This is a genomic window from Lentzea alba, from assembly GCF_011067745.1.
Taxonomy (GTDB): Bacteria; Actinomycetota; Actinomycetes; order Mycobacteriales; family Pseudonocardiaceae; genus Lentzea; species Lentzea alba.
This window is the reverse complement of sequence record NZ_JAAMPJ010000001.1, coordinates 746370-760629: the sequence shown is the minus strand read 5'-3', so window position 1 is coordinate 760629 and position 14260 is coordinate 746370. Positions and strand designations below refer to the sequence as shown.

The window sequence follows — 14260 nt, the reverse complement described above, 5'->3', positions numbered from 1 at the left end:
CCGAGCAAACAGATTCGCTTGATGCTCACGGCTTTCCCTTTCTCGGCAGCGCCTGGAACAACGTCACACCACCTGATGGCTGATCGTCCCGGAGTAGGTCGAGTTTCCAATCGCGTTGGACGGGATGACGACTGCGATGGTGGGGTTCCAGGCGACGGTGTTTCCTCCGGCGGTCGCGTTGGCGTAGGTGTACGCGGTGAGTGCTGCTCCGGCGTTGGCGCCTGGTGATCCGGCGGTTCCCGCGGTGATGGTCGGGCTGCCGGGCGAAGTGGTGCTCGTGGTCGCTCCTGGCGTGTAGGTGACGCTGCTGTTGGCGATCGCGGTGCTTTGGGCGGCGGTGAATCCGGTCGTCGAGTACACGCTCGCGGTCCACCCGGCGGCATTGCCCCGCGCATCGGTGACGGTGACGGTTCCCAGTGCACCGGTCACCGTCCCGCCCGGAATGGTGCTGCCACCGGTCAGCGTCGCCGCGGCGGGCGCCACCACCGAAAGCGTGCCGCCGGTGGTCGCGAACGACACCGTGGAATTCTCGGCGTTCGCCGGAACAGCAGTACCGGCCGCAATGGCGACTCCGGCCACGAGCGACCCGATGCGTTTACCGGACACAACACCCTCCTAGCTCATTCGAAGTCGACGGGTGCTTCCTAAACGACGGAGTGCGTGACTGTTCCGCTGTAGGTGGCGGGGACCAGAGTTATCGGCACCGTGACCACCAGTGTCGGGCTCCACGTGGCTTGGTTGATGCCGTTGCCTCCTGCCAGCGTGAAGCAGGTGCGAGACGCGGTGAGGTCCTGCGCGGCTCCTGAGGTGTTCTGTCCCGGCGTGAAGGTGCCGGTGCCGGTGGTCGAGGTCGACGGCCCGGACCAGTACCTCAGGTTCGCGAGCGGAATCGTCTTTCCGGCACCGGTGAAGGTCGTGGAGGACACCGAGGCGGTCCACGACGCGCTGGTGCTGCCGCGGTTGTCGATGACCTGCACGGAGCCGAGTGCGCCGCTGACCGTGCTGCCGAGTGCGCCACTGCCCAGATTCGCGGTGCTGGGCAAGGTGATCGACAGGGAGCCTCCGTTGACGGTGAGGGTGAAGGACTGGGTGGCGTTGGGACTCGTCGAACTGCTGGCTGTGATCGTCAACGGATAGGAGCCCGCGACCGCGGGTGTTCCCGACAGCGTTGCCGTGCCGTTGCCGTTGTCCACAAAGGTGACTCCGGTGGGCAACGCGCCGGTCTTGCTGAGGGCCGGTGTCGGCACGCCGGTCGTGGTGATGGTGAAGGTGCCCGCCGAGCCCGCGGTGAAAGTGGTGCTGTTCGCGCTCGTGATCGCGGGCGCGGCGGTGTAGGTGACCTGGCTGGCCGTGGTCGAGAAGGTCGACGGCGAGCTCTGGGAGTTGTACTCGGTGGTGATCCACCCCGCACTGCGCACGGTGGCGCCGAACCGGACTTCGTCGATGCTGCCGGGGAAGTAACCGTTACCGCCCGCGCTCGGCCAGTTGGGCCCGAGCGATCGGTAGGCGCCCATGCGCACGTAGCCGTTGAACGGCTGCGCCTGAGGGCTGGCCGCGGTCACCTGCAGCGATCCGTCCAGGTACAGGCCGATCGTGTCGGTGACGTCGTCGCGGTAGCCCACGGCGTAATGCCATGCCCCGTCGGTGACGGTGCCGCTGGAGGAGATGGCGATGTTGTTGCCCGCGCCGTCGTTCACGCCGAAGTAGACCTTGCCGTCGGTGCCGACGTAGATGTGCCGGTCGTAGCTGCCCGCGCCGGTGCCGACCTGCACCTGCTCGAAGCCGAGCACCTTCCGCCCGGACGCCAGGTTCGTCTTGAACCAGACGCCCTCCATGAAGTTCTGCGGGTTCGTCAGCTGGTTCGTGGTGGAGACGTAGTCGTCAGTGCCGTCGAGCGTCAACGAACCGTCGATCTTGCCCGACACCTGCGCGCCCGCGGCCATCGTTCCTTGCGCCGTGCCGTGGTTGGTGTTGCTGGTCGAGTCCTTGAACTGCGGGGCCGTGGTCGTGGGCCCCTCGGACAGGTGCCAGACACCGGAGAAGCCTGAGTCCCAGACCGCGCTCGCGGTCTGCTGGTCCGATGCCGAGGCGTTGCCGTAGTACATGTAGATGACCGTGTCGGCGGTGGTGGACAGACTGGGCACTTTGACCCAGCTCACGAGCACGCCGGTGCCCGACGTGTAGGTCTCGATCTGGTGGTTGAGCTTCGTGACGCCGTCCGAGCTGGTGAACAGGATGTCGTTACCACTGGACTGGGCGCGTGCGGCGAGATCGGAGTCGGTTCTGCTGACCAGGAACGGGAAGTTCGTCAGGGTCGAGCCGACTTTGGTGCGGTCGATCGTGATCGCCTTGCGGTAACGCCAGTTGGAGTTGTACCACCCCGACACGACGGTGAGGGTGAAGCTCTGGGTGGCGTCGGGGTTGACCGAGCTGTCGGCGGTGATGGTCAGCGGGTACGCACCCGTGGCAGTCGATGCCGGCGTTCCGGCCAGGGTGGCTGTTCCGTTGCCGTTGTTCACGAAGGTCACGCCGCTGGGCAGAGTGCCGGTCACACTGAGGGTTGGTGTCGGGCTGCCGGTCGTGGTGACGGTGAACGAGCCCGGCAGGGTCGAGGAGAAAGTGGTGCTGCTCGCACTCGTGATCGTCGGCGCGGCGGAGTACTGCTCTTCCGCGGCCAGCGAGAAGAACGTGGACGGCGAGTTCTCGTTGTTGTACCTGGTGGTGATGGTCGTCGCCGGCCAAGCCGTGTTGGACACCCGGATTTCGTCGATGACGCCTTGGAAGTAGCCGTCGGCACCCGCGGTGTAGGGAACCTCGTGATAACTGCCGAAGCGCCAGTAGCCGTTGAACACCTGAGCCGAGGCGCTGGCGGCCGTCGAGACGAGCACGCCGTCCACGTAAAGGCTCATGATCGAACCGTTGTAAGTGCCGGCGAGGTGGTGCCACGCGCCGTTGGCGATGCTGCTGCTACCCGTCGCGGTACGCGCCGTCGTGCCGTCCCACAAGACGAAGCGAGGTCTGCCGTCGGACCCCACGTAGAGAGTGCGGTCGTAGTTGTTGGTGGCGGCACTGCCGGTCTGGATGTCCTCGAAGTTGATGAAGGCCTCGCCGGTGGGGGTGTTGGTGTTCACCCATCCTTCGACCGTGAACACCTGGGGGTTGGCCTGCAGGACGGCTGTCGAGACGTAGTCGGACGTGCCGTCGAGGCTGATGCTGCCGTTGACCTTGCCGGCCACCTGGGCGCCGGAGGCGATCGAACCCTGCGCGGTGCCGTGGTTGGCGTTGCTGGTCGAGTCCTTGAACTGCGGGGCGGTGGCGGTCGGGCTCTGTGACAGGTGCCAGACCCCCTTGTACTCCGAGCGCCAGGTGCCGCTGACGTTCTGCTGGTCGCTGGCGGCGGCATTGCCGTAGTACATGTAGATGGTCTTGTCGACCGTGCTGGACAGGGAGGGCACCTGTACCCAGGCGACCAGGATCCCGGACGCCGAGGTGTAGGACTCGATCTCGTGGCTGAGCTTGGTGACTCTGTCCGAGTCGGTGAACAGGATGTCGCGTCCGGTGTTGTGGGCGTGCGCGGCGAGGCCGGAGTCGGTTCTGCTGACCAGGACCGTGAAGTTGGTCGTGTTGGCCGGCACCTTCGTGTGGTCGATCGTGATCGCCTTGCGGTACAGCCAGCCTGCGTTGTACCAAGCCGATGCGACGGTCAAGGTGAAGCTCTGCGTGGCGTTGGGGCTGGCCGCGTTGCTGGCCGTGATGGTCAACGGGTAGGAGCCCGCGACCGTGGGTGTTCCCGCCAGGGTGGCCGTTCCGTTGCCGTTGTCCACAAAGGTCACACCGGTGGGCAGCGTGCCGGTGTGACTGAGGGTGGGCGTTGGCGTGCCGGTCGCGGTGACGGTGAAGGTGCCCGCTGAGCCCTGGGCGAAACTGGTGCTGTTCGCACTCGTGATCGCCGGTGCGGTGAGGGTCTGCTCGGTGCCGACCGGCGCGAACGTGAAGGGGTCGTTCTGGTTGTTGAAGTTGGTGGTGATCCAACCGGTCGAGCGCACGACGTTGGCGATGCGGACTTCGTCGATGCTGCCTGGAAAGTATCCGGCGACACCGACGGTGTTGCCGGGCGGGTGATAGCTGCCGATCCGCCACCACGCGTTCATGATCTCGGCCGAGGGACTGACGGTGGAGGCGGCGAGGGAGCCGTTCACGTACATGACGAGGACCTGGCTGACGTTGCTGTACGTGGCGACGAGGTGGTGCCAGCCGCCGTTGGCCAGGTTGGTACCGGCGGGCACCGCATGAACGGCGCTACCGTCCCACACGCCGAAGTAGGCTCTGCCGTCGGTTCCGATGTTGAGGCCCCGGTCGTACCTGGTGGCCGCGGTGCCTGTCTGTGCGTTCTCGTAGCTGATGATCTGCTTACCCGACGCGCTGGAGGTCTTGACCCACGCCTCGACGGTGAAGATCTGCGGATTGTTCTGCTGGTTCGCGGTTGACAGGTAGTTGGACGTGCCGTTGAAGACGAGGCCACCGCCGGGGTCCGTGGTCAAGCCAGGTGAGCCTTGGTACGTGGCGTGGTTGGCGTTGCTGGTGGAGTCCTTGAAGTTGCCGGCAGACGTGCTGACGGATTCGGACAGGTGCCAGACGGCGGCGTTGGTGGAGTCCCACACCGCGCTGGCGTTCTGCTGACTGGAGGCCGAACCGTTGCCGTAGTACATGTACAGCGTCGTGTCGGTCGTGCTGGACAACGTGGGCACCTGCACCCACGCGATCAGCGCACCGGTTGCCGGCGTGTACAACTGGATCTGGTGGTTGAGCTTGGTGGTGCCGTCCGAGTTGGTGAACAGGATGTCGTTGCCGCTCGACTGCGCCTTGCCGGCCAGGTCGGAGTCGGTGGACCTCATGATCTTCACGGGAAAGTTGGTCAGCGTCGCGCCCACCAGGTCGTGGTCGATCGTGATCGGCTTGCGGCGTTGCCAGCTCGGGTTGTACCAACCCTCCCCAACGCTGAGGAGGAGTCTCTGCTCGGCGGTTCGGCCGGCGGTGTCGCGGGCACTGACGGTCAGGGGATACGCGCCCTTGACCCTGGGTGTTCCGGACAGCGTGGCTGTCCCGTCATGGTTGTCGACGAACTCGACGCCGTCGGGCAATGCGCCGGCCGCGGTGAGAACAGGCGCCAGGGAACGGGTCGCGGTGAGGGTGAAGGTCTCGGGCCGGCCAACCGCGAATTCCGCGTGGTTCGCGCTGGTGATCGTGAGTGGTGTCGATGCCGTGGCCGCACCGGGAAAGATGAGCGGCAGCAAGGTCACCAGCAAGACTGTGACCACCAGCCTGGCCAAAACCCGCCGCTTCAACACCATCACCCCAACTCGTCAGGAAACGACGGGCGACCCTTGACGCCCGCGCTCCGCCCACGCAACCGAGGTCAGTATTCGGTCCCGCACGCCCACCGTGCTTTGCCCCGTCACGCCAACCACCAAAAGGTGTGATCTTCTATTTTTTGCCGTAATCAGAACGGTCCGGGAACAGCCGCAGCGCTTTCCTGCCGGATTACTGGTCAAGGCGAGCACGCTCACGTCGGCGCCGCCAGGAACGAATGCCGATCCAGAGCAATGCCGTGCACGCCGCCGCGAGCAGCCCCGCCAGCAGCACGGTCGAATAGGGCAACTGCGGCACGACCGGCTCGCCGACACCGGGCGAACTGGGAAAGGTGATCACAGCGGTCGCGGTCCGGTTGATCAGGCCGCTCGTCAGACTCAGCTCCGTCTTCCAGGGGCCGTCCGGCAGACTCCGGTCGAGCAGGACCGACACCTGTGCCGTGCCTCCCGGCTCGATCGTCTTGCCGACGGACACCGGGAACGGGCCCGCGCGCAGCCCTCCTGGCCCGTCCGAGAGCACCAGCGAACCGCTGACGTCCACCGCACGCCCGCCGGTGTTGTGCACCTGCGCGAGGACCTCTGGTCGTCCGTCGGCGGTGCGCGCCGGGGTCAGGCTCTCGATCTCGAAGTCCGACCGGGGTTCGCCGCCGGGGCCGACGCTGAGGTAGATCCGGACGCCCACCCTGTTGACCATGCGCACTGTCCCGGGGCCGCTCGGCGGTGCGGCGACCTGCGCCCAGATGGCGGCGTACTGCTCGCCACCTGTCGCCTGCGCGGGAACGGTGATCGTCGCCAGCACCGTGGTCGTGCCGTGGGCGGACAGGTCGACCTGCGTGCGGTCGAAAGAAACCCAGGAAGACAACTCGTTGTGCGCGCGATTGTCGCCGACGGTGAACTTGGCGTCCTGGATGTCGGCAGCGCCCGCATAGACCTCGACGGACTTCGCCTCGTCCGTGGTGTTCCGGATCTCCACCCTTCTTCTGATCACGGAGCCGGGAGGGAGGAAGTCGACGATGTACGTCTTGGCCCTGGGGTCGTCCCGCCTGTTGGTCGGGGCGTCGAGCAGCTTGATACCGATCCCGTCGCCGGGCGTCCCGGCCGGTGTGGCGGACCAACACCCGGTGGTCGCCGCACTCTGCACGAGCACGGCGACCACCAGCACCACGAGCAGCCGAGCAGCCCGGTCACACCACCGAATGCGTCACCGTTCCGGTGTATCCGCCGGCGATCGCGTTCGGCGGGACGTTGACGGCCAACGTCGGAGTCCAGGTCGCGGAGTTGATTCCGACTCCCGCGGTGAGAGCGACCGCCGGCTGGGACACGTCCAGGGCCACCGCGTCCTCCTCCGTGGCCTGTCCGGGCACGAACGTCGTGCCGGTGCCTGTCGACGAGACCACGGGTCCTGACCAGTACTCCACGAGGTCGTTGGCGATCGTCTCACTGGCTGTCCCGCCGCCGGTGGTGTAGTCGCCGGAGGCGACGGTGGCCGTCCAGCTGGCAGCCACCAGTGCACGCGCGTCGGTGACGACCACGTCTCCCAGTTCCGCCGTGATCGTGGCTCCCAGCGCCCCTGTACCGAGCGCTGCCGCCGCGGGCGCATTGATCGTCAGCGTGCCCGATGAGACGGTGAAGGTCGTCGAGGTGGTGTCGTCGACGGCGCCGGCCGACCCGGAGCTGATCATCACCATGGCTGCCGCCACGACCAATGCGCCGAATGTAGTTCGAATTCCAAAACCGGTACCGGTTTGCATGGCTAGCCTCTCATTGTCGTACGAGCTGCACGAGGGCCTCCGGCTGCCTGCAACAGGTCGGCCGGCCTGATTTGGGATGCTACTTCTCACCCCAAACGCGCACCAGGCGAAAAATTGACCTGATCGCATGAAAAGAATCCCTCGAAAACACGCGTAATGAGCAGTGGTTGTGCCTTTTTTCGAATGGTGAATCCCGCATTTGAGGGATGATCGTCATGGTGCAGGGACGGTCATGTCGTGCCGGCGCGTCATGACGCCTGCAACCGTTCTGCACCCGAGCGGAAACCGCTGTGCTCACCGGTCGGTCGAAGACTTCCGACATGGCACCGATCAGCGAAGTCGAGGCACTTGTGCGAGGTCACCTCGCCCTGGTGGACCGTGAGGTTCGGCAGCTGGCTCGCAGGCTGCCCGCGTACGTCGACCGGGAGGACCTCCTGTCGGCCGGGCTGACCGCCTTGGTCGCGTGTGCCAGGACCTACCGGGGTACAGCAGCGTTCGCGCAGGTCGCGTGCGTCCGGGTTCGCGGCGCGCTGATCGACCACCTCCGCGGCCTCGACTGGGCGAGTCGCTCGGTGCGAGCCAGGGCGCGGGAGCTCCAGGCCGTCGAGGACGGCCTGGTGGCGGCGCTCAACCGCACCCCGACCCCGGCCGAGCTCGGACAGGCGCTCGGAGTGTCCGAGCGCGAGGTGGCGGCGTGGCACAACGACGTGCGGCGGGCGGCGACGATCAGCCTCCAGGGCATCACTCCGGAGACCGCGGACCTGCTCGTCCGCGAGCGGGCTCCCGGTCCCGAGGACGTGCTGCTGCTGCGTGAACGACTCGGCTATCTGCGGGACGCGATCGATGCTCTTCCCAGCAGCCTGCGCACCGTCATCGTCAGGTACTTCCTCCAGGAGCGCTCGATGGCCGAGATCGCGGCGGAACTGGGTGTCGGCGAGTCACGGGTGTCGCACATCCGAGCCGAGGCACTCGTGCTGCTCCGTGACGGGGTCAACGCGCAGCTCGACCGTGATCTGGTGACCGAGGCGCCGTCCGGCAGGGCCGCGCGCAAACGCGAGGCGTACTTCGCGGAGGTGGCCACCCGTGGCACGCTCCGCAGTCGTCTCGCCGCCTGAGCCGCCGTCATGGCCACCCTCGCGGCGGGGGTGGTCATGACGGCAACCTGTTTCGGCAGGCCGGGCTGGGTCAGCACGGCGGCGCCAGGACCACGACGGAGTTGTGGCCGCCCATGCCGAGCGACGACTTCACCGTGATGCCGTCCGACAGGGGAGTGGGACCGTCGAGCAGTTGCGGGTGGGCTGCCGCCACTGTCGGAGGTGCGGGCACGATGCCCCGTTCGGTCCCCAGGGCGGCGGCGGCCACCTCGATCGCCGAAGCAGCGCCCTGACAGTGCGCGGTGAGTGGCTTGACCGAGTAGATCTCGGTGTGCGGCGTGAAGAGCGTTTCCGCCACGGCCGACTCAGCACGGTCGCACTGCGCGGTGCCGGGCCCGTGCGCGTTCAGGTAGCGCACCGAGTTGGCGTCGACGCCCGAGTTGGCGAGCGCGTCCCGGAAGCAGGTCATCACCTGCGTCAGCCCGGGATCGATCGACGTGACGTGGTGTGCGTCGTGTGACATCGCGCCACCCAGCAGGTGCAGGTACGGCGCGGACGCGTGGCTCGACAGCACCATCGCGACCGACGCCTCGCCGACGGTGAAGCCGCGACTGCCCTCCTGGAAAGGACGGCATCCGTCCAGCGGGTCGGTGTCGGTGACCGCGACGCCGAGCCGCACGAAGTGGCTCACGTTCTCCGGCGTGGCGGAGAGGTCGGTGGCCACCAGCACCACGTCGTCCACCACGCCGGCGTCGAGCCACGACTTCGCCGTGATCAGCGCGGCGTTGCCGGAGGCGCACATCGCGGACACGTTCATCGCCGGGCCGTGGAAGCCGTACTCCTTCATGAGGGTCGACATCGGCGTGGACGGCATGAGGGCGAGGAACTCCCGCACCGGTACGTGCCGGTCGCGGGCGAGGTAGAAGTCCCGCCAGAGATCCACTTCGCCCAGCACCACCGCGTGCAACAGGCCGACCCGGCGACCAGGGATCCAGCCGTGCTGGCCGGCGTCCACGATCGCCTCGCGTGCGGCGGCCCGCATCGCCCGGACGAACCGGCTCGGCCCGTCCTCGGGAGCGCCGCCATCCGGTACGAGCGCCACCCACGCGTCACCCGGTCCGTATCCGCTGACCAGGTGGGCGGCGGGTTTGCCGCTCACCAGGCCGTCCCACAGCGGCGCACGGCCCCAGCCGTACCCGCTGACCACGCCGATGCCACAGATGCCGATCATGTCCGGTCCTTTCCTCGGGGTCATGCCCGTCAGAGCGGACTCAGTTGCGCAGACCTGACGACAACCACGCGGTGACATGGGGCGGACTCGTGTTGCGGCGGAACGCGCGCAGCCAGTCCCGCACCGTGGTCTCGGGCAGTCCGAGGCTCAGCGCGACCCGCCGATAGCCCTTACCGCCGACGTGTGCGGTGACCGCTTCCCGGACAACGGGCGCCGCGTACGCCCGCCGCGGCAGCATCCAATCGGGCAGCAGCACGTGAGTGCGGCGGCAGCCGGCGCATCTGGCCCTGCGCGGGCGGACCTTCCGATCCGCGACCCCCCGCAACCGCACCACGCGTTCGCGTGCGGTGCCCCACGGCCGCAACGCTCCCCGGCACGCCGGGCAGCTGAGCCGTCCGGCCCGCAGCGACTCCTCCAGCGCGGAATTCGTCCCGCTCACCACCTGCATGCCCAATTCTCGTCAGGTTCGTCCCCGGCCTGCCGTTGAGAGCGGTATGGACACAGCGAAGCTGGACGAGGGAGCGAAGCTCGGCGAGGGCGTCGTCGATCTGGCGCCGTCCGCGGATGCCGCGGTCATGTGGTGGTTCGACCTCACGACGAACTGCGCCACGTGGATGTCCGGTATGGCCAATCTGCTCGGGACACCGCACGAGACGGACGCCGAGATTCGTCCCCGGCTGGTGGCCCTCCTCGAACCGTTGGTCGTCGCCGCCCGCACCGCCGCGGTGTGGCAGGACTTCGCCCTCGAACAACCGCACGTGCTGCCGGACGGCACCACGAAGTGGATCCAGCTGCGGGCCTGCGTGTCCGGCGACGCCACGGCGAAGAGCCTGACGGGCGTCGCCACCGACGTGACGAAGCGGCACGTGGACCGGCAGGCGCTCGCCGATCTCGCCGACCGCTACCGGCTGCTCGTCGAGCTCAGCCCCGACGCGATCGTGGTGCACGAGGCGGGCGTGCTGACCTACACCAATCCTGCGGGGATCCGCTTCCTCGGCGCGCGTTCGGCCGACGAGATCGTCGGCCACCCGATCACCGACTTCGTCCATCCGGCCTCGGTGCCGGAGATGATGCGCCGGATCAGCGCACTGTCCACACCGGGCGCGGCCTCCGAGCCCGCCGAGGCCGGCATCCTTCGGTTCGACGGGGGCACGGTCGACGTCGAGGTCGTGTCCGTGCGGACGACGTGGGAAGGCAGGCCCGCCTTCCAGGTGATCCTGCGCGACGTGACCGCGCAGAAAGCCGCGGCGGCCACCCTGCACTACCAGGCGGCGCTCGTCGCGCACGTCAGCGACGCGATCATCGCGACCACCGCAGAGGGCGTCGTGACGACGTGGAACCCCGCCGCCGAGACCGTGTACGGCCGGGCGGCGGCCGACGCCGTCGGCGAGCCGGTCGCCGACCTGGTCGGTGCGAGGCTCGATCCCGCCGCAATCGTGCGTGAGGGTGGCATGACCCGAGCGGTGCACCGGCGTTCCGACGGGGCCACCCTCGTCATCAGGGTGTCAGCCGCCGAGATGGACACCGGCTACGTGCTGGTGTGTGCGGACGAGACCGCGCGCCGCCGGGCGGAACAGCACTTCACGACGGTGGTCGCCTCGTTGGAGGAAGGAGTCCTCGTGGTGGGCTCGACCGGCCTGGTCGAGTCTGCCAACCCGGCGGCGGAACGCCTCCTCGGCATCCGCGAGGAACGCATCGTCGGCTCACCCACGACCGAGTGCCCGCTCTTCGACGAGAAGGGAGCCCGGCTGCGCGGCTCGGAGTACCCGTGTGTGCGGACCCGGCGGACGGGACTGCCCGAGAACGGGCGCGTCGTCCGCCTGCGTAGGCCCGACGGCCGGGACATCTGGCTGTCGGTGAGCTGTCGTCCGCTCAACCAGGTGAACACGTACCCGGCCACCGTGGTGGTCTCGTTCACCGACATCACCGAGCGGAGGTCGATCGCCGCCCGGCTGGAGCACGACGCCACGCACGACGCGTTGACGGGGCTCGCCAACCGGACGCTGGTCATCCGGCACCTGACGTCGCGAGCGGGCACGATGTCGGTGCTGTTCGTCGACCTCGACAAGTTCAAGGTCATCAACGACTCGCTCGGGCACACCGTCGGCGACAAGGTGCTCAGGATCGTCGGCGAGCGGCTGCGCAGGTGCGTCCGCGGCAGCGACCTCGTCGGCAGGCTCGGCGGCGACGAGTTCGTGCTCGTCGCCCGCGGTATGTCTCATCGCGACCTCGGCAGGCTCGCCGAGCACGTGCGCAACGCCGTTGCCGCCCCACTCCACGTCGACGGGCGGCAGCTCCACCTCGACGCGAGCATCGGCATCTCCACCGCTCATCCAGAGGATCCACGCAGTGGTGAGGACCTGCTGCGCGACTCCGACCTGGCGATGTACGAGGCGAAGTCCGAGGGGCGAGGCCGGCACGTGTTCTTCGACGTCGACCTCCGCGAAAAGATGCAGCGCCGCCTCCTGCTCGAACAGGACCTGCGCGATGCCGCGGCGAACGAGCAGCTCTCGGTCGTTTACCAGCCGATCGCCGACCTCAGGAGCGGCCGGGTGGTGTGCGTCGAGGCGCTGTTGCGCTGGACTCACCCGATCCACGGGGCGATCTCACCGGCCGAGTTCATCCCACTGGCCGAGGAGAGCGATCTGATCAACCCGATCGGTGACTACGTGCTGCGCACGACGATCGGGCAAGCGCCCCTCGTGCGCTCACGGGTCGGGCAGGACTGCCACCTGGCGGTGAACCTGTCGCCACGCCAGCTCGACGACCCCCGGCTGGTGGCCGCCGTGCGGGACACGCTGCGTACGACCGGCATCGCCCCCAACACGCTCTGGCTCGAGATCACCGAGAACGCGTTGATGAAGGATCCGGCGGTCGCCGCCCGCACGGTGAGCGCGCTGCGTGACCTGGGAGTGCGGCTCGCCATCGACGACTTCGGCACCGGCTACTCGTCGCTCGCCCAGCTTCGCAAGCTGCCGCTCGACCAGGTGAAGATCGACAGGTCCTTCGTCTCGGCGCTGGGCGAGTGTCGTGAGGCGGAGGCGATCGTCCGCAGCATCGTGATGATGGCGCACGCGGTGAACCTCACCGTCGTGGCCGAAGGCGTGGAGAACGCCTGCCAGCTCGACGTGCTGCGCCGGCTGGACTGCGATCAGGTGCAGGGTTTCCGCATCGGCAAGCCCACCTCGCCGGACCGCCTGCCGATCGGTCAACCGTCCACGGCGGGCAGGTAGACGTCGATCGTCGTGCCCACGCCGACGGTCGAGGAGATGACCAGTTCGCCGCCGTACTTGCGAACGATGCTGTACACCGTGGCCAGCCCGAGCCCGGTGCCCTGCCCGACCGGCTTGGTGGTGAAGAACGGATCGAGCACGTGCTCGAGCACGTCCGCGGGAATGCCGTGTCCGGAGTCCGCCATGGTGAGCTGGACGTAGCGGCCCGGCGCGAGCGGGCCGGTGTCCGCGTCGACGACGTGGTTGCGGGTGCGCAGGACGAGGGTGCCGCCGGTGGGCATCGCGTCCCGTGAGTTCACCGCGAGGTTGAGCACGATCTGCCCCAGCTGGCTGCTGTCGACGAAGATCCGCCACAGACCCGGGTCCTGGTCTTCGACGATCTCGATCATCGAGCTGAGCAGTGGCTCGAGCAGCGTCTCGATCTCGGCGAGGAACGCGTTCACGTCCACCGGCTCTGGACGGGCGATGTCGGGCTGGCCGAACGCCAGCAGCTGCGAGATGAGGCGAGTGGCTCTGGTGCCCGCCCGAATCACGCCGTCAAGGCATTTCCGCAGTGATTCGGCGACCGCGGCGTCCACGGCGCCGTTGTCCGCTCCCGCCTCGGCCGTCTCCTGGGCGATGCTCGCGTGCCCGAGGATGGACGTCAGGATGTTGTTGAAGTCGTGCGCTACGCCGGCGGCGAGCTGACCGAGGCTCTCGAGCCGCTCGGCCACCCGCAGCCGGTGGTCGAGTTCGCGCTGGCGTTGCTCCGCCCGGGTCTTCTCCGTGATGTCGTCGACGACCCCCACGCATTGAAGCATCCGTCCGTGTTCGTCGTAGGCGTTGTGCAGGCTGATGTCGAGCCATCGGTCGTTGCCGGGACGCTTGACCTGCCACTGGTTGCGGATCAGCCCGTCCTGCCTGCCCGCGAGCACCTCCGCGAGTTCGCCGTCACCACGCAGACCCATGGCGTCCTGCCAGGCGAGGCTGGTCAGCTGATCCGCCGGGCGGCCGAGGATCGTGGCGAGCCGGTTGTTGACGTTGACCGCCTGTCCTTCCGCGTCGACGAGGAGAATCCCCACCGGGGCCGACTCGGCCATCAACCGGAACTGTTGTTCGCTGCGCTGCGTCTCGCGGACCTTCTCGACCAGCTTGGTGTTGACGATGCGCAGGTGCTCGCGCGTCAGGCCCTCGTCGATCGGGACCGGTGTGCAGGTCCGCTCGCCGCCCAGTTCGGCGTTGATGACGTCGAGCAGCTTGCCGGGGTCGTCGGTCTTGGTCAGGACGTGGCGGACGCCGTACCCGAGTGCGAGCGGAGCTGCCTCGTGGTCCAGGTAGTTGGCCGTCGCGAAGATCACCGGAACTCCGGCCGTCTCCGGTTTGGCCCGCAGCTCACGCACGAGCTGGTAGCCGTCCATCCGCGGCATCATCACGTCGGTCACCACGAGGTCGGGAATCTCGTCGGCGATCCGATCCAGCGCTTCCACACCGTCGCCGGCCTCCAGCACCCGGTGCCCGTGGTGCGTGAGCAGTGTGCGCATCAGGTCGAGGTTGATCGGGAGGTCGTCGACGATCAGGACAGTCGCCATGCGCTCATCTCCTG

Annotated in this window: 9 protein-coding genes; 2 read left to right on the top strand and 7 right to left on the bottom strand. The window is 67.9% G+C overall.

Annotation, left to right across the window (positions count from 1 at the left end; all coding sequences use genetic code 11):
• Positions 1-63 precede the first annotated feature (63 nt).
• From G7043_RS03620 to G7043_RS03605, 4 genes are all read right to left on the bottom strand, one after another.
• Positions 64-606 (bottom strand): WxL domain-containing protein, encoded by a 543-nt coding sequence (locus G7043_RS03620; protein ID WP_166043801.1) that lies wholly within the window; start codon positions 604-606, stop codon positions 64-66.
• Between the two features lie 38 nt (positions 607-644).
• Positions 645-5300: a DUF2341 domain-containing protein gene (locus tag G7043_RS03615; RefSeq protein WP_166043799.1), complete on the bottom strand. Its 4656-nt coding sequence runs from the start codon at positions 5298-5300 to the stop codon at positions 645-647.
• 241 nt (positions 5301-5541) lie between these two features.
• Complete coding sequence (locus G7043_RS03610; RefSeq protein WP_207310544.1) at positions 5542-6531, bottom strand: hypothetical protein; 990 nt, start codon at positions 6529-6531, stop codon at positions 5542-5544.
• Positions 6532-6553: 22 nt separating this feature from the next.
• Positions 6554-7069: a hypothetical protein gene (locus G7043_RS03605; RefSeq protein WP_207310543.1), complete on the bottom strand. Its 516-nt coding sequence runs from the start codon at positions 7067-7069 to the stop codon at positions 6554-6556.
• A gap of 371 nt (positions 7070-7440) precedes the next feature.
• Here G7043_RS03605 and G7043_RS03600 point away from each other — a divergent pair, with 371 nt between their 5' ends.
• Positions 7441-8235 (top strand): sigma-70 family RNA polymerase sigma factor, encoded by a 795-nt coding sequence (locus G7043_RS03600; protein ID WP_166043795.1) that lies wholly within the window; start codon positions 7441-7443, stop codon positions 8233-8235.
• Positions 8236-8305: 70 nt separating this feature from the next.
• Here the strand turns inward: G7043_RS03600 and G7043_RS03595 are convergent, their stop codons facing one another.
• Complete coding sequence (locus G7043_RS03595; protein WP_242641830.1) at positions 8306-9445, bottom strand: beta-ketoacyl synthase N-terminal-like domain-containing protein; 1140 nt, start codon at positions 9443-9445, stop codon at positions 8306-8308.
• Between the two features lie 40 nt (positions 9446-9485).
• A complete protein-coding gene (locus G7043_RS03590; protein WP_166043791.1) occupies positions 9486-9893 on the bottom strand; it encodes a DUF6431 domain-containing protein in 408 nt (135 codons plus the stop codon).
• A gap of 46 nt (positions 9894-9939) precedes the next feature.
• Here G7043_RS03590 and G7043_RS03585 point away from each other — a divergent pair, with 46 nt between their 5' ends.
• Complete coding sequence (locus tag G7043_RS03585; protein WP_166043789.1) at positions 9940-12678, top strand: sensor domain-containing protein; 2739 nt, start codon at positions 9940-9942, stop codon at positions 12676-12678.
• Here G7043_RS03585 and G7043_RS03580 read toward each other — a convergent pair.
• Positions 12654-14246 (bottom strand): ATP-binding response regulator, encoded by a 1593-nt coding sequence (locus G7043_RS03580; protein ID WP_166043787.1) that lies wholly within the window; start codon positions 14244-14246, stop codon positions 12654-12656. The two genes, G7043_RS03585 and G7043_RS03580, sit on opposite strands and share 25 nt — an antisense overlap.
• Between the last annotated feature and the right edge of the window lie 14 nt (positions 14247-14260).